The sequence below is a fragment of the Nocardioidaceae bacterium SCSIO 66511 genome, from assembly GCA_023100825.1.
Taxonomy (GTDB): Bacteria; Actinomycetota; Actinomycetes; order Propionibacteriales; family Nocardioidaceae; genus Solicola.
Genome location: CP095846.1, coordinates 653,019 through 674,049, shown reverse-complemented (window position 1 = coordinate 674,049; position 21,031 = coordinate 653,019). Strand labels below are relative to the sequence as shown.

Sequence of the window (21,031 nt, the reverse complement as noted above, 5' to 3'; positions counted from 1 at the left end):
CGTAGGAGGAGCTCGTGGCAGTCGTTCTCGCACTGTTCGCGGCCGGCGCGTACGGTCTGTCGGACTTCCTCGGCGGACTGTTCTCGCGGCGCGCGTCGCCGTGGCCCGTCGCAGTCGCCGGGCAGGCGTCCGCGGCGGTCTGTGTCGGCTGCCTGGCAGCGGTCATCGGCGGCACGGTCACAACCGGCGACTGGGCCTGGGGCGCGGCCGCCGGATTCGGCAACGGTATCGGGGCGGCGTTCCTGTACCGGGGTCTGTCTCGCGGACGCATGAGCGTCGTGGCGCCGATCTCCGCGCTCGGCGCGGCGCTGGTCCCGGTCGCCGTCGGGCTCCTCACCGGCGAGCGACCGTCGCTGCTCGCATGGGTCGGCATCGTCGCGGCAATGCCCGCGATCTACCTCATCTCACAGGTGCGCGAGTCGGCGGACACGACGTCTCGCGACTCGGGACTCCTCGACGGGATCGTCGCGGGGCTCGGATTCGGCGCGCTGTTCGCCATGCTCGGTCAGATCGACGAGGACGCCGGGCTCTACCCGCTGGCGCTGAGCCAACTCGCATCGGTTGTGGCCGTCGTCGTCACCGCACTCGCGTTCCGCGAGGCATGGGTCCCCCGCGACCGAGCGGAGCTCCGCGGACTGATCATGGGTCCGCTGCTGATGCTCGCGCTCGGATCGTTCGTGTACGCGACGCACATCGGGCTACTGACCCTGGTAGCCGTCATCACCACGCTCTACCCTGCGATGACCGTCGCGCTGGCGGCCGTCGTACTACGTGAACGGATCCATCGCGTGCAGGCGATCGGTCTCATCTTCGCGGCAGTTGCCGTCTCGCTCGTCGCTGCCGGCTAGCTGACAAGTGCGCGATCTCTGGCCGGGGCCGGTAGGAACGCAGCGAACGCAACGGCGACGACCGGCACCACGCACAAGACCGGCGCCAGGAAGAAGCCGACGCTGCCGCCGGCCGCGAACAGGCTCATCGCCGTCGCGCTGTCACCGGCTTCGGCGCGTACTTCCTTACCCGCCGCGGGGTGGAACATCGCGGCGCCGATCCCCGACGCGAGCAGCAGCACCCACACGACGGCGTAGGCAGGTATTGCACCGGACAGTCCGGCCGCGGCGCCGGCGATCGCCAACCCGATCGGCGCCATCCACGAGGCATTGCGGCGGTCTGCCGCCACACCGAGGAACGGCTGCGGAAGCGAGCTACCGAGCGTCGCCGCCATCGCGAGTGCAGACGCCGCGACGTAGGTGTAGTTCCGTTCGAGAATGAAGAACGGAATCATCGCCGGCACAAGACCCTGGTAGAAGTCGTCGACCGCATGCGCCGTTGCCCAGATCCGGACCCGCTGCCATACCGACGCTGTCTTCGTCGTCATTTCGCCCCCGTTCGTCGGCCGGCAACAACCGTACGAATCGACCGCTCCCCCAGGCTTCCGATAGCCTGCCAACAAATGTCGAAAATCCGCCACAACACCCGCGCAACCACGCGCACCCTCGACCACCGACCGGGCGAGCGGATCGACCGGCATTTCCACGACGAGCACCAGATCATGTACGCGAGTGCCGGAGTGGTCGAGGTGACGACCGAGCGGGGTGCTTGGATCGCCTCACCGCAACGAGCCGTGTGGGTGCCCGCCGGCCAGTGGCACGCGCACCACTTCCACGGCGCGAGCCGCTCGCATACGGTCGGCTTCGCAACCACCGACCCACCGCTCGACCCGAACGCACCGGCCGTCCTGCTCGTACCGCCCCTGTTGCGCGAACTGTTCGTCACCCTCGCCGACGGCGCGCTCACCGACGCGGAGCTCGACCGCGTACGCTCAGTGGCCCATGATCAGCTGCGCAACGCGACACTCGGTTCGCTGCACGTCCCCCGGCCGAAGGATGAGCTGCTGTACGACGCCTGCGAGATCGTCGAGGCCGACCTGGCGACGGCCTGGCCGCTGGACCAGCTCGCAGCGCAGATCGGCGTGAGCGCACGGACGCTGAGCCGAATGTTCCGCACCGAGCTGACGATGAGCTATCCGCAATGGCGTACGCAGGCACGGCTCGCTCATGCGGTACGCCGCCTTGCGGAGGGGAGCTCGGTGACGGAGGTTGCGTACGCGTGTGGGTGGTCAACGCCGAGCGCGTTCATCGACGTCTACCGGCGAAACCTCGGCAACACGCCGGGCCGCGCTAACTCCGTGGGCTGAGCGGGCCTACGCGTCAGTCTGCGCTGACCACGCAGCGGAATCCGAGGTGGCTGGTGCTGCTCTTGATCGCATGGCCCTGCCGCGCCGCCGGTCGGTAACGATGACAGTACGAAGGGGCGCACAGGTGGGAACCGCCCTTGGAGACCATCCGGTTCGACTCGTCGGCAAGATGCGACGGTGCACAGCACGAGGACGACTCGACCACGTGCTCGTCGGCATGCGAGAACGTCCACGGGGAGTCGGTCCACTCCCACACGTTGCCGGCCATGTCGAACAGCCCGTACCCGTTCGGCGGGTACGACCCGATCGGGCTGGTCAACGCATGCTTGCCCGCGCGGTCGTTGCGCCACGGGAACTCTCCGTGCCAGGTGTTGGCCATGACGCGGTTCTTGGGCATGAACTCATCGCCCCACACGTACGACTTGCCGACGAGGCCGCCACGCGCCGCCCATTCCCATTCGCTCTCGGTGGCCAGGCGCTTACCCGCCCAGGCGGCGTACGTCTTGGCGTCCTCGTACGCAATGTGTACGACGGGGTGCTTATCGCGGCCGTGCAGAGTCGACTCCGGGCCTTCGGGGTGCCGCCAGTCGGCGCCGGGCTGCCAGCGCCACCACTGATGCCAGTTGTCGAGAGGTACGGGGCCCTCCGTCGCAGTGAAGACCAGCGACCCCGCGACCAACTGCTCCGGCTTCGCATCGGGGAAGTCGGCCGGATCGGGGTCGCGCTCGGCGATCGTGACGTGCCCGGTGTCCTTGACGAACCGGCGGAACTCCGCGTTCGTCACCGGATGCTCGTCGACCCAGATCGCGGCGACCTCCACCTCGCGTACCGGTTGCTCCTCGGGATAGAAGTCTTCGCTGCCCTGCAGGAGTGTGCCGCCGCTGACCCGCTTCATCGCTGCGGTGCCCTTGCGGTGCGTGCGTGTCGTCGTCTCCGTCACCACACCAGTATGTGCGATCGGTTCAACGCCCGGGCAGGCGTACGGTGCGACGCGCGGTCCCGTCGACCAGCGACCAGATCGCGAGGACGATGATGACGTCCAGTATTGCGGTGGCGATTTTCGCGTCGAGATCGGCGCCGGTCGTGAACGGCCAAACCGCCACCACGACTCCGACCAGGAACAGGATCCAGCCGAAGAACATCGTCGGTCGCGGGGTCGTGAGCGCCAACGCGTGCATCAGTCCGGTCGCGAGCAGCGCACCTCCGGCGGCGGCGATCGCGTACGGCAGGAGCGACGCGGTGTGCCAGGTGCCGTGCGACTCCGGCGCCAGCACCGGAATGTCGAGTACACCCCGAGCGATCAGGTCACCCACGATCGCGATCAGCGCAGCGATGAAGGCCGTCGCGACCCCGCCTGCCCACAGCCTCCCCGCGTCGACCTGCGGAGTATCGCGCCGCCCTGGGTAGCCCGGCTGGCTGTCGTACATGGCCGTTCACTCCTCGTCGGTCCGGGGTCGATCGGTGGTTTGCGTATCGGACGTGACCGTTTCGGGTGGCGCTTCTCCGGCCGGCGCAACCTCGGCGCTGTCGTCGAACGCGTCTGCCGACGGACCGGCGAGCAGTGGCCCCACCCACCGGGTACGCGGGTCGACGTCGATCAGCAACGCCTTGACGAACAACGTCAACGGAACGGCGAACAGCGCACCGACCGCGCCGAGGATCCACGCCCACACGATCAGCGACAGGAAGGTGAGCGTTCCGGACAGTCCTACCGTGTTGCCCACCACCCGCGGCTGAATCACCGTCTGGATCACGACGTTGAGCAGGCAGTACACGACCACGACCGCGATCGCTGTGCCGACCCCCTCGTCGACGATCGCGATGATCATGGGTGGTACGAGTCCGATGACGAACCCGATGTTCGGGATGTAGTTCGTGATGAACGCCAACAGCCCCCACAGCCAGGGATCCGGGATGTCGAGCGCGTACAGCGCAGCGACATCGAACAACGCCACGATCGCGCCGAACGCAGTCGCGACCAGGAGGTACTGGCGCGTTCCGACCGCGAAGCTGTGGAATGCCTCGACGACCGAGCGGCGCGCTTCCGGCACCTTCCCGAGTGCACTCGGGAACTGCGTCGCGTCGAAGACCATGAAGAACAACAGCACGACGATGAAGAAGATGTTGCTCAGTACCCCTGCGAGACCGCCGAGAATGTCGGCGGCGACGCCCGCGACCTTGCCGAGGTCGAACTCACTCGTCATCGCACGGATCTGGTCATCGCCGACACCGGCGCGATCGAGCAGGTCGCGTACGTCGCGGACCAGCTCTGCGAACTGGGGTTCGTAATGGGTCAGCAGCGATGCGAATCGCGCGCCGGCGACAACCAGCGAAAGGACCATCGCAAGCAAGATGGCGTACACCGCGATGATCGCGGCCAACGTCGCCACCCACCGCGGCAGACCCCGACGCTCACACCACCCGCGTACCGGATGCACCGCGACGACGAGTACGAGCGCGAGAAAGATCGGGCCGATGACGTCCGATGCCGCGCGCAGCCCGAAGACCACGAGGAACGCCGAACCGGTGCCCAACAGGATGAGCAGACCACGCGGAAGTCCCAGCGGTGACTGACCATCGGGCTCGCTCACGCAGTAGACGCTAGTGCACCTACGGCGACTATGCCCGCCGAGAAACGCGTGGCTGTTGCTGCGTTATGCAGTGGATCCCGCCACCGCGCGCGAACAGCGGTCTCGCATCGACACCCACGACCTCGTGGCCTGGGTACGCAGCGGCGAGTACGTCCGCCGCCTCAGCGTCGCGCGGATCGTCGAACGTGCACGCCACCACACCGCCGTTGACGACCAGATGGTTGACGTAGCTGTAGTCGACCCAGCCGTCAGCGTCGCGCAACGTCTCCGGTGCGGCGAGCGGCACGATGTCGAACGGATCTCCCGCGGCATCGGTCGCCGCACCGAGCAGATCGGTCAGCTCCCTGCACACGGCATGGTCTGGGTGTTCGGGATCCGGCTGCGTGTGCAGGAGAAGCACACCGGGCGACGGGATGGTCGCGACGATATCGACGTGTCCGCGAGTGCCGTAGCGCTGCGAGTCGCGAGTGAGCCCGCAGGGCAGCCAGACGACCTTGCTCGCGCCGAGCGTACGCCGCAGCTCCGCGTCGACATCGGATTCGGACAGGCCGGGGTTGCGGTACGGGTCGAGCTGCACCGTCTCGGTGACGAGCACCGTGCCCTGCCCATCGACATGGATGCCGCCGCCCTCGTTGACCAACGACGACGGGATGCGGGTCGCACCCGCACGCTCCGCGACGAACGCTCCTATCCGAGCGTCGTTGTCCCAGGTGGCCCAGTCCTGCTGACCCCAGCCGTTGAACACCCAGTCGACCGCGCCGAGCCCGCCTTCGTCATCGGTCACGAAAGTAGGGCCGATATCGCGCATCCAAGCGTCGTCGAGCGGCGCCTCGACCAGCTCGATCTCACCGGAGAGGTACGTACGCGCCACCTCCCGGTCGGTCGGGTTGATCACCATCGACACCGGCGCGAACCGCAACACCGCGTGCGCGACTGCAGCCCACGTCGACCGCGCCTCGTCCGCGTCGGCCGGTGTGTCGCCGAGGGTGTAGCCGGCCGGCGGGAACGCCATCCAGATCCGTTCCTGTTCGGCGGTCTCGCTCGGCATCCGCCAACTCACGTTCGCCTGCCCTGCGGATGGTCGGCTTCGACGGGGGCGGCGAGTCGGGCGTACGTGTCCGGGCGCCTCGTGGCGAGGAAAGGGAACAACGTGAGCCAGTCGGCACGCTGGCCGAGATCGAGGTCGGCGACGAGGACCGCCTCCTCGTCGCGCGGCGCCTGCACGAGCACGCGTCCGTACGGGTCGGAGATGAACGACGAACCGTAGAACGTCAGCGCACCCTCGTCACCCGTACGGTTCGGTACGACCATGAACGTGCCGTTGGTGATGCCGTTCGCCACGATCACCTGTTGCCACAACGGCTGCGTGTCGAAGTCCGGGAAGCCCGGCTCGGACCCGATCGCCGTCGGGTAGACGAGCAGGTTGGCCCCGCCGAGCGCGTACGACCGCGCGACCTCCGGAAACCATTCGTCCCAGCACGTCGGCAGTCCGATCGCGGCGCCGGGCAGCTGCGGCGACTCGTAGACGGGATAGGCGTCGTCCGGTGGACCGGGGCGGAAGTAGGTGTCTTCGTAGTAGCCCTCGGTGACCGGAATGTGCAGCTTGCGCGTACGTGCAAGCAGTTCGCCGTTCGGTGCGACCATGATCGCTGTGTTGAAGCCGCGTCCGTCGTCGCCGTCGACTCGCTCGTACAGCGACGCGTGGACCACCACGTCGTTGCGAGCTGCGGCAGTGGCGGCGAGCTCGTACGTCGGGCCGCCCTCCAGCGGCTCGGCCCGCTCGACCGGGCGGCCGGTTGCGCGCGTGTCCGCGGGGTACTTCGAAAGCGTCAGCTCGGGCAGAAAGACCGCGGTCGCTCCCGCGTCGGCGGCCTGCGCGACCGCATCGGCGAGCGTACGGCCCAGTGCGCTCGCGTCGTCGCGCCAGCGGTGCTGGACAAGGCCGACTCGCACCGGCGTACGCACCGAACCGTCTCCGGCGAGCGACCGCGGTGCCGTCGCGGTGAGCAGTTTCATCGGTCGTCTCCTGATCGTCCAGCCGAGCGTACGTCGCGGCTCGACTTCGTACCTGCCGAACTACTCATCCGGGTACGGGTCGCACGTCGCGGCCTTGTCCGGCGGGTACGTAACCGACTCCTCCGAGGCGATCCTGCCGTTCGTGATCGTCATCTCCCTGGTGGAGAACGCGATCCGATCATGCGGGATGCGAAGGAGGTTCTCGCGCAGTACGACGAGGTCGGCGTAGTTGCCCACCTCGATGGTGCCGCGCTCGTGGTCCTCGAGGCTCGCGTACGCCGCGTCGGAGGTGAGCGTACGAAGGGTGTCGCGCAGGCCGAGCGCCTCGCTACGGCGGAAGCCACCCCGCGGGAAGCCGTCGAAGTCCTGCCTGGTCACGGCCCGCTGCAGACCCCACAGCGGATCCACGACCTCAACATCGACGTCGGAGCCGCCCGCCAGTCGTACGCCCCTGCGCTGCATGGTCGCCCAGCGATAGGCCGTCTCGCGGAGCCTTGGCTTACCGAGCGCGTCCTGGGCGAAGCGGGCATCGGTCGTGGCGAAGCTCAGCTGATAGCTCGCGATCACACCATCGGCGGCCATCCGGTCGACCAGGTCGTCACCGACGACCTGCACGTGCTCCAGCGCCCAGCGGTCGGCCGGAGTGACGCCCGCGCGCTCGTACGCGGTGAGCGCGGTCTCGACGCCCCGGTCTCCGATGGCATGCGCGGTGACGTTGAACCCGAGCTCGCGGGCACGGGCGATGTCGCGGTCGGCGCGATCCTGGTCGAGGAACAGGATCCCTTCGGGAGGAAAGCCGTACGGGTCGTCGGAGTACGGCTCACGCAGCGCCGACGTACGCGGGCCGAGCCAGCCGTCGGCGTAGTTCTTGACGCCGAGGATCTTGACCCACTCGTTGCCGACGCCGGTGTGTAGGCCACGCTCGGCCGCCAGCTCCATGCCGCCGAAGGCGACCCGGACGAGGAACCGCACCTTGAGGCGGTCCTCCTCGGCGAGCTCCATCAGCGCGCGCCACAACGAGAAGTCGCGCATCCCCGCCTCCACGACCGTGGTGATGCCTTGTTTGGCGAGCTCGTCCTGCATCGTCAGCAGATTCTGTTTGAGCTCGTCGGTGACCTCACCGTCGCCGAACTGATCCATCGGCGACTTGCCCTGCTCATGCAGATGTACGTGCCCCTGCCCGGTGCGACGGCGCCCCTCGAACGCCGCCTGTGGGTCGTAGCAGTTGAACGCCGGGCGGTAGCCCTCTGCGGACGTGCCCGCGAAGGCCATGCCGAGCAGATGCGTGTGCTGATCACGGAACCCGGGCATGACGAAGCGCCCGGCCAGGTCGACGACGCGGGTGCGCCTACCGGCCCAGGTCAGCACCTCGGCGTCGCGTCCGACAGCAACGATCCGCTGTCCGCGTACTGCTACGGCGTCGCACCAGGGCAGCGCGGGGCCATGCACCCGGCCGGCGCGCATGCCCGGCCACACGTTGCCGCCGTGTAGTACGAGGTCTGCGGGCGCCTGATCCGACGTACGCGACGCACTGGCGACTCCAGGTACGAGCGCCGCCGCGGTCGCTCCGGCGGCAGTGGTGAGCAGGCGGCGGCGGGTCAGTTGATCGGGTGACATGGCGGCTCTCCTTCACTCGGCGGCCGCGGGCCATACGTACCCGCAGGGAGCACGCATCAGAACGTGCGCCAGTAGTTGGCGCACGTTCTAACACGTTGCCGAACCGGGAGCAATGCCGAGCCCGACCCGCGGGACGAGCTCAGGCCTGAGCGTTCACCTCGTAACTGGTGTTGGTCGACTCGAAGAAGTTGACGAGCTGCAACGTGTCGTTGGCGGTCGCCATCCACTTCGCCGGGTTCGCAACGCCGTACGCCGGCTCGAACCCGAGCTCCTCGAGACGACGGTCGGCGAGGTATCGCACGTAGGTGTTGATGTAGTCGGCGTTGAGCCCGAGGATCCCCTTGGGCAGCAGATCGCGGTTGTAACGCTCCTCCATCGCGACGCCGTCGAGGATGAGCTGGCGAATCTCCGCGGCGAACTCCGGAGTCTGCAGATCGGGGTTCTCCTCGAGCACGGTGAGGATCAGGTTGAGTCCGAACTTCAGATGCAGGCTCTCGTCACGCACGATCCACTCGATCAGGGAGCCGAAGTTGCGCAGGAGGTTCCGCTGCCGAAACGACAGTGCCACCATGAAGCCCGAGTAGAACCAGATGCCTTCGAGAATCACGTTGTATGCAACGAGGTTGCGTACGAAGTCGCGCTTGCCCTCTGTGGTGGTGATGTCGAGCGTCTGCTCGGTCATCCGCTTGATGAAGCGGATCTCGAACTCCTCCTTGGCCGCCATCGACGGCACGCTCAGATGCGACTCGTACGCCTGCTCGCGGTCGATGGGGAACGTCTCGAGAACGTACTCGAACGCCATACAGTGGTTGGCTTCTTCCCACATCTGCTTGGCGAGGTACAGGTGGCATTCGGCCGAGTTGACGTACGGATAGACGCCGAACGCGAGCGCCTTGTTGACCAGCAGCTCGTTCGGGTTGAAGTAGCTCATCAGGAAGGTCAGCGCATGGCGTTCCTCGTCGTTCATGGTGGCGAAGTCGCCGAGGTCCTCGCCCAGCTGCACCTCGTTGGGGAACCAGGTGTTCGCAACGGCCTGGTTGTAGAGGTCGTACGCCCATTCGTACGTCACCGGTTTGAGCAGCAGGCCTTCGCCGATGCCGGTCCCGAGAATTCCGTTCGTACTCAAAGTTCTCTCCTCACGTCGCCCACGCCCGCTGGCCCGCACGTTTCGGCCCCAAATTTCGCCGAAATGGGGCCGAAACGTGCGGCCCAGCGGGGTGGGGGTTGGGTGGTTCTGGTCAGTTCACTGGCAGGAGTCGCACTGCAGGCGCTCTTGCGGATCGATCGGGCAGGTGTGGTCATCGACGGTCGCGACCGGGACCGTCTCGGGCGGCACCACTTCCGGTACGTCCGGCGTCGACGCGGCCGCCGCGAACCCGAAACCACGGCGTTGACCGGCACCGGCCGGAGTGAGCTGCTCGGCCTTGTTGACCTTCACTGTGCTCTGCTCGGCGGTGTGCCGCGGCATCATGTGCAGGTAGTACGTCGTCTTCACGCCGCGCTTCCATGCCGCCTCGTACAGGTCGACCATGCCGTCCACATCACGATCGGCCAGGTAGATGTTGCGGCTGATCGCCTGGTCGATCCACTTCTGCGCCCGCGCCGCCACCTCGAGGAACGCGTACGGCGACAGCTGGAACGAAGTCCGGTAGATGCGCTGTAAATCGTCCGGCACGGACTCGAGCTTCGACAGATCGCCCTGTGCGCGCAGCAGATCCTCGCGTACCTGCTCCCACAACCCGCGCTCGCGCAGATCGGCGACCAGGTTGCGGTTGACCTCGAGGAACTTCCCCGACGACGTCGACCGGCTGAAGATCTGGCTGAACTGCGGATCGAGCCCCGGCGTTGTCCCGGCGACCAGACCGATCGACGCGGTCGGTGCGATCGCCATCAGGGTCGCGTTGCGCATTCCTCCGCGTACCTTGCGGCGCAGCGACTCCCAGTCCAGGCGGGTGCTGCGGTCGACCTCGACGGGCGCACCGCGGTCTGCCGCGAGGCGGTCCAGGGTGTCGACCGGGACAATCCCTCGGCTCCAACCCGAGCCTTCGAAGTTCGCGTACGCGCCGCGCTCGCGGGCCAGATCGGCGCTCGCGTCGATCGCATGCCAGCTGATGAACTCCATCAGCCGGTCGATCAGCTCGTACGCCCGCTCGCTCTCGTACCCGTACCCGAGCCGCTCGACGATGTCGGTGAAACCCATGACACCGAGACCGACCGCGCGGTTGAGATCGTTCGAGTGCTCCGACTCCGGAACCGACGAGAGCGTGATGTCCACGAGGTTGTCGAGCTGGCGTACTGCCAGGCGAGTCGACTCGGCGAGGCGGTCCCAGTCGATGCGCAGGTCCCCTCGCTCGCCGACGAGGTGCCGCGACAGGTTGACCGATGCGAGGTTGCACACGGCGGTGTTGTCGCGGTCCTGCGGGAGGCAGATCTCCGTGCACAGGTTGGACAGGTGGATCGTGCCGGTGTTGTCGTTGAGCGCTCGCGTGTTGATCGTGTCTTTCCAGGTCAGCCACGGATGCGATGTCGTCTGCAACGACACCAGCATCGCGCGGTACTGCTCGCGTGCGCGGACCTTGCGGTACGCCCGCAGCTCACCCGCCTCGGCCAGTGCGACGTACTCGGCGTAACGATTGGAGAACGCGGCTCCGTAGAGCTCAGGCAGATCCGGCACCTCGAGCGGGTCGAAGAGGTACCAGTCGTCATCGGCGGCCACCCGCTTCATGAACTCGTCGGAGATCCACACCGCGGTGTTGGCCGTACGCGTACGCCGATACGGGTCTCCGGAGTTCTGCCGCAGATCGAGGAACTGGTCGAAGTCGAGATGCCAGTTCTCCAGGTAGAAGCAGAGCGCGCCGAACTTCTTGCCGCCGCGCGAGACGGCCCGCAGCGTCGAGTCGATCGTGTGCATGAACGGGATGGGACCCGTCGACTTCGTGTTGTTACTGCGGATCGGCGAGCCCTCGCTGCGCAGCTTGGTGACCGACAAGCCGATCCCGCCGGTGCCCTTGGTGATCCACATGACGTCGCGCATCGACTTCGCGATGTGCTCGATGTCGTCTTCCATCTGCATCACGAAGCAGTTCGACAGCTGGGCGTACGACGTGCCTGCGTTGACGAGGGTCGAACCCGCTGCGACGTACTCCAGCCGCGAGAGCTTGTCGTACAGAGCCAAGGCGATGGCAGTGGGATCCTCCTCGTTCAGCGACAGCCCCATGGCGACTCGCATCCAGAAGAATTGCGGCACCTCGAGCGGCGTACCGTCGGGCGACGTGATCATGTACCGGTTGCGCATCGTCTGCACTCCGATATAGCGCAGCAGGTCGTCGCGCGCGGGGTCGATGGCCGCGCCGAGCCGTTCGAGATCGAACAGCTGCGTGAGTCGGGTGTCGAGCAGTCCGAGCTCGACCCCGCGCCCTACGTACGCCACGAACGCGGGGCCCGGGAAGCTCCGCGTCTCCAGATGCGTACTGCCCTCACCGAACGCGCGCTTGTACAGCAGCTTCGTCAGCAGTCCCGCGGCAACAGTGTCGAAGGCCGGATCGTCCTTGACGTTCTGCAGCGCCACGGAGATGACGGCCTCGTCCAGCTGTTCGCTGGTCATGCCGTCGAACAACACGATCTCCAGCTCGGACTGAATCTGCGTCGCTCGGGCGACCGCGTCGTCCAGGCCGGTGCTCGCCTCCTCGATCGAAGCGGCGATCTCGTAGCCGTCGTACGGCACTTTGGAGCCGTCGCGCTTGACGACGGTGATGTCGGTGGTAGCCATGTTCGAACCCCTCGGTCGCTATCTGCGCAACCCGCGGCGCATGGGGTCGGGAGGGCACGGCATGACCCGAGTCCCCTGGCCGTCCCACGCGGCCGCGGACCACCGCGCATGTCGTACGCGCGGTGCGCTGGCAGGTCTTCGGACTCACGGGCCAGCGCTGCGTCCAGCGCGCCTACTGGTCGTCGCTTCCCGGGTGCGCACCCAGTGCCTTGACGACGGTCGTTCCCGTTCACCGCTGCGGGGCAGTCCCGGATTCACACCGGGTTCCCTCTTACGACGACCGATCTGGGGGACCGGTCGAACCAGCTGCTTGATCACCATATATGGAAACCACAGCGATGCAACTACCCATATCTGGTGTTTCGCCGAGTGATTTCCGCGAGCCCGAGATTTCAGTCCGTTGCGTCCAGCGCCTGGGTCAACTCCCGCTCCACGTAGGTGTTGTAGTCGCCGGAATCCGCCTCGTACGTCACGTGCCATTCGCCTCGGAACAGATGGAGCGAGTCGACATAGACGCTGCCGTCGACCCGGGCGACCGCGTACTGGTAGTGCCACAGCGGTCCGCCGCCGGCGTCGCTGGTCTGCCGGATGAGCTCATAACCGGGGATCGAGCCATCGATCTGCGCCGTGTTGCTCTGCAGTAGGAGCCATTTGTACGGGTCACCGTCGATGGCGCCGTATTCGAAGGTCAGGTTCGAGGTGCCGCGGGACCAGGAGCAGTAGTCCGCTCCGCTGGAGTCGACCTGCCAACCATCCGGCACGACCCCCACGAGTGTTCCGCCGTCGGAATCCGGGCAGGTCTCGGTGCTCAAGGACACCCGTTCATCCTTGGCCGTGCCCGCCTTTGGCGGACTCGAGATCTCTGCTGTGTACGAGACCCGCTGCGGCGAGGCGTCATCCGCACCGCATCCACCGACGGACGCGACCAGGGCGCAGGCGAGCACCGCCGAGCGGACGACGTACACGCGCTCAGGCCAGCAGGTCGGCGTACTCGGGGTGCCGCTTGATGTAGGCGGCGACGTACGGGCACTGCGCGCGTACGGACAGGCCGCGAGTACGTACGTCGTCGAGCGCGGCGCGTACGAGCGCTCCTGCCAGGCCCTGACCGGCGTACTCGTCGGCGACCTCGGTGTGGGTGAACGTGATCACGTCTCCATCGAGGCGATACTCGGCGAAGCCGGCGACGCTTCCGTCGACGGTTATCTCGAAGCGGCTGCGCTCCGTCGCATCCGCGACCGAACTCTGCGACTGCGCGTCTGACATGCGGCTCCTTCCCTGCGGGCCACGCCCATGATGCCACCCGACAGAGTCGCAGGTGGCGAGCGTGGTCGGCGCTCAGGCAGGTTGCGCGGCCGACTCCAGGACCGATTCGAAGAAGCCGCGCCCGTCGAGTCCGGAGCCGAACAACGCGTCGACCGCATGCTCGGGGTGGGGCATCAGCCCGACGACGTTGCCGCGCTCATTGGTGATGCCGGCGATGTCACGCATCGAACCGTTGGGGTTCAGGCCGACGTACCTGGCCACGACCCGTCCGTCGGCCTCCAGCGCGTCGAGAGTCTGCTCGTCGACGACGAACCCGCCCTCGCCGTTCTTCAGCGGTACGACGATCTCCTGGTCGCCGTCGTACGCGGAGGTCCAGGCGGTGTCGGCGTTCTCGATGCGCAGCAGCTGGTCACGACAGACGAACCGCTGATGGTCGTTGCGGACGAGCGCTCCCGGCAGCAGATGCGCCTCGCACAGGATCTGGAACCCGTTGCAGATTCCGAGCACCGGCATACCGGCGTTCGCGGCCGCCACGATCGACTCCATCACGGGGGCGAACCGCGCAATGGCGCCGCAGCGCAGGTAATCGCCGTACGAGAAGCCGCCCGGAAGAACGACCGCGTCGACCCCGGACAGCTCCTTGTCGCCATGCCAGAGCGCAACCGACTCCGCGCCGGCAAGACGCACCGCGCGGGCCGCGTCGACGTCGTCGAGCGACCCGGGGAAGGTGACGACTCCGACCTTCACTGCGCCACCGTCACGGCGTAGTCCTCGATCACCGGGTTGGACAGCAGGGTCTCGGCGACCTTGTTGAGCTCGGCGAGCTTGGCATCATCGACCTCGCCTTCGATCTCGAGCTCGAACCGCTTGCCTTGGCGTACATCGGTCACCAGGTCGAACCCGAGCCGGTCGAGCGCACCGTGTACGGCCTTGCCCTGCGGGTCGAGGATCTCGGGCTTGAGCATGACGTCGACGACGACACGAGCCACTGGACTGCTCCAAACGATCACGAGATGAGTACTCCGGCAGTCTATGACGTCGCTTGCCGACTGTCCGACCGGCGTTCATGTGATCGCCAGCCGCATCCGCCACGATGGCTCGCAACCGACCCAAGGAGCACCATGCGCACCCTCGCCATCACCGTGGCCGCCGCCTGCCTATTGGCATCGAGCGGGGCAGCCGCCTCCCCGTCCCACGACCGTGAGCCGCTCGCCGACCGCGTGGCCTCGTTGACCCGTGACACCACGTGGACGCAGGTCGACCGCATCTCGCTCGACTTCGATACGTACCACCCACAGGGCATGGCGCTGGTCGGCGATCGCATCTTCATCTCGTCGGTGGAGGTCATCGAGGCTCCGCAGCGCTACCCGGAGCCGATCGACGGGTACGACCGCAGCCCGGGGAAGGGCGTCGGACACCTGTTCGTCCTGAACCGTGACGGTGAGCTGTTGGACGACATCGAACTGGGCGCCGGCGACTCGTACCACCCGGGCGGGATCGACTACGACGGTCGAGATGTGTGGGTCCCGGTCGCCGAATACCGGCCCGACAGTGCCGCGACCGTCTACCGCGTCGACCCTGAGACGCTCGACGTAGATCGGGCCTTCGAGGCGAACGACCACATCGGCGGTGTGGTTCGCGATCAGGTTAGTGGCCGTGTGCACGGTGTCAGCTGGGGCTCACGAACGATGTACAGCTGGACACCGCACGGCCGCCAGCTCGACCGGGCGCCGAATCGCGACCACATGCTCGACTACCAGGACTGCGCGTACGTGGCGTTCCGCAAGCAGCTGTGCACCGGCGTCACCGGACTGCCGACAGCCGACGGAGGTTCGTACGAGCTCGGTGGTCTTGCCTTGCTCGACCTGCGTAGTGGCTCAATGCTGCACGAGGTGCCGTTCCAGCAGTTCTCCTCGGCCGGCCATGTGATGACTCGCAACCCGGTCGCAGTCGAGACGACGCGTGACGGGTTGCGGATGTTCGCCGCGCCCGACGACGGCGAGGACGCGGCCGGTACCGAGCTGTACGTGTACGAGACCGAGCGCTCCTAGGTCAGCTCGCGTTTGAGGATCTTGCCGGTGCTCGTCATGGGGAGCTCCGCGCGGAACTCCACGATGCGGGGGTACTTGTAGGACGCCATCTGCTCCCTCGCCCACTCGACGAGGGCGTCTTCGGTGACAGCCGCGCCTTCGTTGCGGATCACGAACGCCTTGACCTCCTCACCATGCGACTCGTGCGGCACCCCGACGACCGCGACCAGGGAGACGTCGGGGTGCGTCATCAGCACCTCTTCGATCTCGCGCGGATACACGTTGAAGCCGCCGCGGATGATCATGTCCTTCGCGCGGTCGACGATGTAGTAGAAACCGTCGGAGTCACGCCTACCGAGATCGCCGCTGCGGAACCACCCGTCGCGCATGACCGCTTCGGTCTCCTTCGGACGCTTGTAGTAGCCCTTCATGATGTTGTAGCCCCGCATGGCGATCTCGCCGATGGCATCCTCGCCCTCGACTTCATTCCAGTCGCCGTCGACCAGCTTGCATTCGACGCCCCACAGCGGCGTACCGATCGAGCCCGGCCGCGGCTCTTGTCCGAGCGGCGCGAACGTCGCCACCGGCGACGTCTCGGACAGCCCGTATCCCTCCTGGATCTGCAGATGGAAACGCTCCTTGAAGTCTCGGATGATCTCGACCGGGAGCGAGGATCCGCCGGAGACCGACCGCCGAAGGTTCGCGGCGATCTTGTCGACGTCGACCGAGTCATCGAGCGCCCCGAGGAGACCCCAGTACATCGTCGGTACGCCGGCGAAGAACGTGATGTTCTCCTTGAGCATCAGGCCGAGCGCAGCCTTCGCATCGAATCTCGGCAGCATCACGAGAGTGCCGCCGAGGGAGAAGCCGGAGTTCATGATCACGGTCTGCCCGAAGGAGTGGAACAACGGGAGCGCGCAGAGGTACGTCTCGTGGCCGTCGGGGTGGAAGTCGAACAGCCGCGGCAGGTTGGCGGCGTTCATCGTCATGTTGGTGTGGCTGAGCTCGGCGCCCTTCGGCTGGCCGGTCGTACCACTGGTGTAGAGGATCACCGCCGTGTCGGTCGGCTCCGTCACCGCCGTGGAGTACGCCGGCGGCTGGCTCGCGATCGCGCTTGCGAACGTCTCCGCACCGTCGATCGGCGACGGAGCCGTCGGGTCTGCGGTGATGACGAAGAAGTCATCGCAGCGGTCGGCGTCGTTGAACCCTGCCCAGCCCTCCTGTGCCATCGGCAGCTCGGGCGTGCCTTCGAAACAGAAGTACGCCTTCGCGTCGGAATCGTCGAGGTGGTACGCGACCTCGCGCCCCTTCAGCAGCACGTTCAGGGGTACGACGGTCGCGCCGGTTTTGAGGATGCCGAAGTAGACGATCGGGAAGTACGGGAGGTTCGGACAGGAGAGCGCGACCTTGTCGCCACGGCCGATGTCGCGCGAGCTCAGGAGGTTTGCCACCTGGTTCGCGGCGCCGTTGACCTGCGCGTACGTCAGTCGGGTGTCGCCGAGTACGACGGCGTCTCGGTCGGGGAAGTTGCGGGCACTGTCTTCGAGCATCACGGACAGATTGAGCAAGGGTCGTCTCCTCGGCTTCGATCACCGCCGGCGCGGTTCCTTGTCGCGGAACTCTACTTGGCGGTAGGCGATTCGTCTCCCACCCGCAACATTCGCTGACTCGTCGGTCAGAAGGTTTCGCCGGTGAGACGTTCGTACGCGTCGAGGTAGCGCTGCCGCGTCTTGTCGATGACGGCATCGGACAGCCGCGGTGGGGGTACGTCGCCGTGCCTGTCCCAGCCGCTTTCGGTCGTCAGCCAGTTGCGTACGACCTGCTTGTCGAACGAGTCCTGCACACGGCCGGGTGTGTAGTCGTCGGCCGGCCAGAACCGTGACGAGTCGGGCGTCAGCACCTCGTCGGCAAGGACGATCGTGCCGTCGGCCCGGGCGCCGAACTCGAACTTGGTGTCGGCCAGGATGATGCCGCGTTCGCGGGCGATCCGCTCGGCTCGCTGGTAGACCGCGATGGTCAGGCCGCGAAGTCTGTCAGCGATGTCGGCGCCGACGACGCCCACCATATGCTCGTACGAGACGTTCTCATCGTGATCGCCGAGTGCGGCCTTCGTCGCGGGGGTGAAGATCGGTTCGTCCAGCCTGCTCGCCTCGCCGAGACCGGGTGGCAGCGCGACACCGCAGACGGCTCCGGTGCGCTCGTAGTCGATGAGCCCTGAGCCGGTGAGATAGCCCCGCGCGACGCATTCGACCGGAAACATCTCGAGCCGCTCGCAGACGATCGCCCGCCCGCGTACCTGCTCGGGCACATCGGTCGAGGTCACATGGTTGGGCACCAGATCGGCGACCTGCTCGAACCACCACAGCGACATCCGGGTCAGGATCTCGCCCTTGTCGGGGATGCCGGGCTCGAGCACATAGTCGTACGCGGAGATCCGGTCGGAGGCGACCATCAACAGGTTGCCGTCGGCGAGCTCGTACAGATCTCGCACCTTGCCCGAGTGCACGTGTCGCGCGCCGGGGATCACCGGCGGTGTCGGTTGACCAGTCACGCGGTCACTGTAATGCGTCGGGTTGCGATCGGTTACGCCCAGATCCCACCCCGTTGCGAGCGGTTACGCCCAGATCCACTAGGTAGCGACCCGGGCGTAACCGATCGCAACAACGGTCACCACTGAGTTGCACGTTTCGAGCAAGTGCGAAGAACGTTTTGCTTGCACTACGCATGACTTGCTGCCATGCTGCTGCGCAACCCGTCACCGGAGGCACCGTGGACCTGCAACTACTCGCCGCTTTGATCGTCGGCATCGCCACCATCGTCGGCATCGTCTTGTGGACCCGGCTGGACGCGTTCGTGGCCTTGCTGGTCGCCGCGATCGTGACCGGATCGATCGCCGGCAGCAAGCCGATCGACACGGTCGACTCGATCATCGCCGGCTTCGGCGCGACGCTCTCCTCGATCGGGATCGTGATCGGTCTCGGCGTCGCCGTCGGCAAGATCCTCGAGGTCTCCGGCGCCGCGGACGCACTTGCGCGCGCGTTCGTCGCAGCGCTGGGCAAGGGCCGCGAACCCTGGGCGATGGGCGGCACCGGCGCCCTGGTGTCGATCCCGGTGTTCTGCGACTCCGGCTACGTGATCATGAACCCGCTCGCCCGGTCGATCGCCCGTCGCAAGAAGCAGGGCTATGTCACGCTCGCCCTCGCGCTGGGCTGCGGAATGACGCTCACCCACCACCTCGTTCCCCCGACACCCGGCCCGCTCGGCGTCGCGGGCATCCTCGGTGCCGATCTCGGTGGCGTGATCCTGGTCGGCCTGATCTTCTCGGTACTGCTGCTTCCCATCGTCATCCTGTACGCGACGATCGTCGGACCGAAACTCGAGGACGAAGTGCTCCCGGAGGTACGCGAGGCGGTGTACGGCCATGCGCATGCAAGCTCCGGCGAGTCGAGCGTGTCGACCGACGTCGCGCTCGGTGAGCTCCCGCCCGAAGACGATCCGGCCGCCGCTCTCGGCGCTCCTCCCAAAGGTGCGCCGCCGCACCGCGTCAGCGCCTGGCTCGGCGCGCTCCCCTTGGTCATTCCGATCCTGCTGATCGTCGCCAACACCGTCGCCACCGCAATAGAGAAGAACTCGCAGGGCGTGCTCGGCGACGACGAGGCGTACGAGCCCTCGACCTTCGTCTCCGCGATCGCATTCATCGGCAACCCGGTCGTTGCGCTACTGATCGGCCTCATCCTCGCCGTGTACGTGCTGCTCCCGCGGTGGACAACGAAGAACCAGGTGTCCGGCTGGTTGTCCGATGCCGCGGCATCCGCGGGCCTCATCCTGCTCATCACCGGCGCGGGCGGCGGGCTCGGACAAGTGCTGCGCGACAGCGGTGTCGGCGACGCACTCGCCGAGGCGATCGCTGACCTCAGCCTGCCGGGCGTACTCGTGCCATTCCTGATCGCGTCCCTCGTCCGTATCGCGCAGGGATCGGGCACGGTCGCGATGATCACCGCGGCGTCGGTGACCGCTCCCCTGGTCTCCGATCTCGGCCTGTCCGCGCTCGCCGCCACCCTCGCGTGCTGTGCTGGTTCGATGGTGTTCAGCTACTTCAACGACTCGTACTTCTGGGTTGTCACCAGATTCACCGGCCTCGACGGGGTCGCTGCGCTGCGCGGTTGGTCCGGTATCACCACGGCCGCCTGGCTCGGCTCGATCCCGCTGGTACTGATCGCCGGTTGGGTGTTGTGACCGACGGACCGGTCATCGTCGTCGCCGACGACCTCACCGGAGCCAACGCAACGGCCGCCGCGCTGGCCAGGGCGGGCATGCGCGCGGTCACGGTCGCCACCGGCGACCAACCCGAGATCGTGGCCGAGTTCGTCGCTCGCTTCGACGCGGTCGTGATCAGCACCAACGCGCGCCACGATGATCCCGAGACCGCCGCCGGCCTCGTACGCCAGGCGGTACGCAGCGGCTGGCCGAGTAGGTTGGCGGCCAACCGGATCGACTCGACTCTTCGCGGTCAGGTCGGCCCCACCACCGCGGCGGTGGTGGCGGAGGTGTCGTCCCTGTCCGGGCAGCGCACCGTCGCGTTGTGCGTACCCGCCCATCCGGATGCCGGTCGCCACACCGTCGGTGGCGTACAGCTTCTCGGTGGCGTACGCCTCGAGGAGACCGAGCTGGCGAGTGACCCGCGCTCGCCGATCCGGCACTCCGGCGTCGCCGGCAGATTCGCCGGCCTCCAGGTGGCAACCGTCTCACTCGAGACCGTGACCGGGCCGGACGACCGCCTGGTCGAGGCGCTCACGACTGTCGTCGACGACGGTGCGCAGGTGATCGTGGTCGATGCCCTGACGACCGACAACATCGCGCGGGTGACCCGCGCTGCGGCGACCGTCACCGACGTCACCTGGGTGACGGTAGACCCGGGGCCGGCGACGGTCGCGATGGCGGAGGCGCTCGGGCTCCACCGCTCGGCCGACGGCGCACCGATCCTCGCCGTATCCGGATCTGCGACCGCTCTGACCCGTCGACAGCTCGCACGCCTGCGCGGCGAGCGCGACGTCGTGGTCGTACGTACGGCGGCGGACGAGCCCGGGCAAGTACCCGATGTCGACGCGACCGCCGATCGACTGACGTGTGCGCTCGACTCGGCCCGACCCGAGCAGGTCGTACTTCTCGCGTCGGCGCTCGACGACGCCGACGTACGCCCCGTCGACTCGCACGCTGCCGCCGCGATCCCTGTTGCCCTTGCCCGGTCGGTCCGGCGGGCGCTCGAGACACACCCGGTCGACGGGATCTTCGCCACCGGCGGCGACGTCACAGCGTCGCTGTTCGCCGAACTCGCCGCCCGAGGCCTCGACGTCGAGGGTGAGATCGAGCCGCTCGCGGTCGCCGGCGAACTGGTCGGCGGACCCTGGTCCGGTCTACCCGTTGCGACGAAGGGCGGACTCGTCGGCGATACCGACACGACCGTCGCCTGCATCGACCACCTGCGTCACGAGGCCGCGACCCGGCGCCGGCGCGTACATCCCGCACAATCCAGGCAGACCGCCTGGTGAGC

General features: G+C 67.1%; 20 protein-coding genes and 1 riboswitch. Of the genes, 5 read left to right on the top strand and 15 right to left on the bottom strand.

The window, feature by feature from the left end; translation table 11 throughout:
• The first annotated feature begins 14 nt into the window (after window positions 1–14).
• Entirely contained in the window at window positions 15–848 is an 834-nt protein-coding gene (locus MU582_03155; protein UPK75654.1) for a DMT family transporter, read from the top strand.
• On the opposite strand, the gene MU582_03150 is transcribed toward MU582_03155, so the two are convergent.
• Window positions 845–1,375: a hypothetical protein gene (locus tag MU582_03150; GenBank protein ID UPK75653.1), complete on the bottom strand. Its 531-nt coding sequence runs from the start codon at window positions 1,373–1,375 to the stop codon at window positions 845–847. The two genes, MU582_03155 and MU582_03150, sit on opposite strands and share 4 nt — an antisense overlap.
• Window positions 1,376–1,450: 75 nt before the next feature.
• Here MU582_03150 and MU582_03145 point away from each other — a divergent pair, with 75 nt between their 5' ends.
• The gene (locus MU582_03145; GenBank protein ID UPK75652.1) at window positions 1,451–2,194 is read left to right on the top strand and encodes a helix-turn-helix transcriptional regulator; all 744 of its coding nucleotides are present in this window, start codon (window positions 1,451–1,453) and stop codon (window positions 2,192–2,194) included.
• 13 nt (window positions 2,195–2,207) lie between these two features.
• On the opposite strand, the gene MU582_03140 is transcribed toward MU582_03145, so the two are convergent.
• The 12 genes from MU582_03140 to purS all read right to left on the bottom strand — a co-directional run bounded on the left by MU582_03140 (window position 2,208) and on the right by purS (window position 14,439).
• Window positions 2,208–3,134, bottom strand: coding sequence for a formylglycine-generating enzyme family protein (locus MU582_03140; GenBank protein ID UPK75651.1), 927 nt, complete (start codon window positions 3,132–3,134; stop codon window positions 2,208–2,210).
• Window positions 3,135–3,156: 22 nt separating this feature from the next.
• On the bottom strand, window positions 3,157–3,621 hold the full coding sequence (locus MU582_03135) for a DUF6069 family protein (GenBank protein UPK75650.1): 465 nt from the start codon (window positions 3,619–3,621) through the stop codon (window positions 3,157–3,159).
• Window positions 3,622–3,627: 6 nt separating this feature from the next.
• A complete protein-coding gene (locus MU582_03130) occupies window positions 3,628–4,785 on the bottom strand; it encodes an AI-2E family transporter (GenBank protein UPK75649.1) in 1,158 nt (385 codons plus the stop codon).
• A gap of 28 nt (window positions 4,786–4,813) precedes the next feature.
• Entirely contained in the window at window positions 4,814–5,845 is a 1,032-nt protein-coding gene (locus tag MU582_03125; protein ID UPK75648.1) for an agmatine deiminase family protein, read from the bottom strand.
• Entirely contained in the window at window positions 5,842–6,801 is a 960-nt protein-coding gene (locus tag MU582_03120; GenBank protein UPK75647.1) for a hydrolase, read from the bottom strand. Before MU582_03120 ends, MU582_03125 begins: the two co-directional genes overlap by 4 nt.
• A gap of 60 nt (window positions 6,802–6,861) precedes the next feature.
• The gene (locus MU582_03115; protein ID UPK75646.1) at window positions 6,862–8,418 is read right to left on the bottom strand and encodes an amidohydrolase family protein; all 1,557 of its coding nucleotides are present in this window, start codon (window positions 8,416–8,418) and stop codon (window positions 6,862–6,864) included.
• A gap of 139 nt (window positions 8,419–8,557) precedes the next feature.
• On the bottom strand, window positions 8,558–9,544 hold the full coding sequence (locus MU582_03110; protein ID UPK75645.1) for a ribonucleotide-diphosphate reductase subunit beta: 987 nt from the start codon (window positions 9,542–9,544) through the stop codon (window positions 8,558–8,560).
• 117 nt (window positions 9,545–9,661) lie between these two features.
• Window positions 9,662–12,187 (bottom strand): ribonucleoside-diphosphate reductase subunit alpha, encoded by a 2,526-nt coding sequence (locus MU582_03105; protein ID UPK75644.1) that lies wholly within the window; start codon window positions 12,185–12,187, stop codon window positions 9,662–9,664.
• 111 nt (window positions 12,188–12,298) lie between these two features.
• Window positions 12,299–12,509: riboswitch (cobalamin riboswitch) on the bottom strand.
• A gap of 70 nt (window positions 12,510–12,579) precedes the next feature.
• Window positions 12,580–13,152, bottom strand: coding sequence for a hypothetical protein (locus MU582_03100; GenBank protein UPK75643.1), 573 nt, complete (start codon window positions 13,150–13,152; stop codon window positions 12,580–12,582).
• A gap of 4 nt (window positions 13,153–13,156) precedes the next feature.
• Window positions 13,157–13,450 (bottom strand): N-acetyltransferase, encoded by a 294-nt coding sequence (locus MU582_03095; protein ID UPK75642.1) that lies wholly within the window; start codon window positions 13,448–13,450, stop codon window positions 13,157–13,159.
• A gap of 72 nt (window positions 13,451–13,522) precedes the next feature.
• A complete protein-coding gene (gene purQ / locus MU582_03090) occupies window positions 13,523–14,197 on the bottom strand; it encodes a phosphoribosylformylglycinamidine synthase subunit PurQ (GenBank protein ID UPK75641.1) in 675 nt (224 codons plus the stop codon).
• The gene (gene purS, locus MU582_03085; protein ID UPK75640.1) at window positions 14,194–14,439 is read right to left on the bottom strand and encodes a phosphoribosylformylglycinamidine synthase subunit PurS; all 246 of its coding nucleotides are present in this window, start codon (window positions 14,437–14,439) and stop codon (window positions 14,194–14,196) included. The genes purQ and purS overlap by 4 nt, the downstream gene beginning before the upstream one ends.
• Window positions 14,440–14,571: 132 nt before the next feature.
• On the opposite strand from purS, the gene MU582_03080 reads away from it, so the two are divergent.
• Entirely contained in the window at window positions 14,572–15,501 is a 930-nt protein-coding gene (locus MU582_03080) for a DUF6454 family protein (GenBank protein UPK75639.1), read from the top strand.
• Here the strand turns inward: MU582_03080 and MU582_03075 are convergent.
• Both MU582_03075 and MU582_03070 read right to left on the bottom strand, forming a co-directional pair.
• Complete coding sequence (locus tag MU582_03075; protein UPK77099.1) at window positions 15,498–17,030, bottom strand: long-chain fatty acid--CoA ligase; 1,533 nt, start codon at window positions 17,028–17,030, stop codon at window positions 15,498–15,500. The genes MU582_03080 and MU582_03075 overlap by 4 nt on opposite strands.
• Before the next feature lie 125 nt (window positions 17,031–17,155).
• A complete protein-coding gene (locus MU582_03070; protein UPK75638.1) occupies window positions 17,156–18,031 on the bottom strand; it encodes a phosphoribosylaminoimidazolesuccinocarboxamide synthase in 876 nt (291 codons plus the stop codon).
• A 218-nt stretch (window positions 18,032–18,249) separates the two neighbouring features.
• On the opposite strand from MU582_03070, the gene MU582_03065 reads away from it, so the two are divergent.
• Both MU582_03065 and MU582_03060 read left to right on the top strand, forming a co-directional pair.
• The gene (locus MU582_03065) at window positions 18,250–19,716 is read left to right on the top strand and encodes a GntP family permease (protein UPK75637.1); all 1,467 of its coding nucleotides are present in this window, start codon (window positions 18,250–18,252) and stop codon (window positions 19,714–19,716) included.
• Window positions 19,713–21,029 (top strand): four-carbon acid sugar kinase family protein, encoded by a 1,317-nt coding sequence (locus MU582_03060; GenBank protein ID UPK75636.1) that lies wholly within the window; start codon window positions 19,713–19,715, stop codon window positions 21,027–21,029. The genes MU582_03065 and MU582_03060 overlap by 4 nt, the downstream gene beginning before the upstream one ends.
• Window positions 21,030–21,031: the final 2 nt, after the last annotated feature.

Excerpts from the sequence above, each read along its gene's own strand:
- MU582_03135 (UPK75650.1), bottom strand. The coding sequence starts at position 3,621 with ATGTACGACAGCCAGCCGGGCTACCCAGGGCGGCGCGATACTCCGCAG.
- MU582_03115 (UPK75646.1), bottom strand. The coding sequence starts at position 8,418 with ATGTCACCCGATCAACTGACCCGCCGCCGCCTGCTCACCACTGCCGCC.
- MU582_03105 (UPK75644.1), bottom strand. The coding sequence starts at position 12,187 with ATGGCTACCACCGACATCACCGTCGTCAAGCGCGACGGCTCCAAAGTG.
- MU582_03150 (UPK75653.1), bottom strand. The coding sequence starts at position 1,375 with ATGACGACGAAGACAGCGTCGGTATGGCAGCGGGTCCGGATCTGGGCA.
- MU582_03120 (UPK75647.1), bottom strand. The coding sequence starts at position 6,801 with ATGAAACTGCTCACCGCGACGGCACCGCGGTCGCTCGCCGGAGACGGT.
- MU582_03095 (UPK75642.1), bottom strand. The coding sequence starts at position 13,450 with ATGTCAGACGCGCAGTCGCAGAGTTCGGTCGCGGATGCGACGGAGCGC.
- MU582_03080 (UPK75639.1), top strand. The coding sequence starts at position 14,572 with ATGCGCACCCTCGCCATCACCGTGGCCGCCGCCTGCCTATTGGCATCG.
- MU582_03075 (UPK77099.1), bottom strand. The coding sequence starts at position 17,030 with ATGCTCGAAGACAGTGCCCGCAACTTCCCCGACCGAGACGCCGTCGTA.
- MU582_03145 (UPK75652.1), top strand. The coding sequence starts at position 1,451 with ATGTCGAAAATCCGCCACAACACCCGCGCAACCACGCGCACCCTCGAC.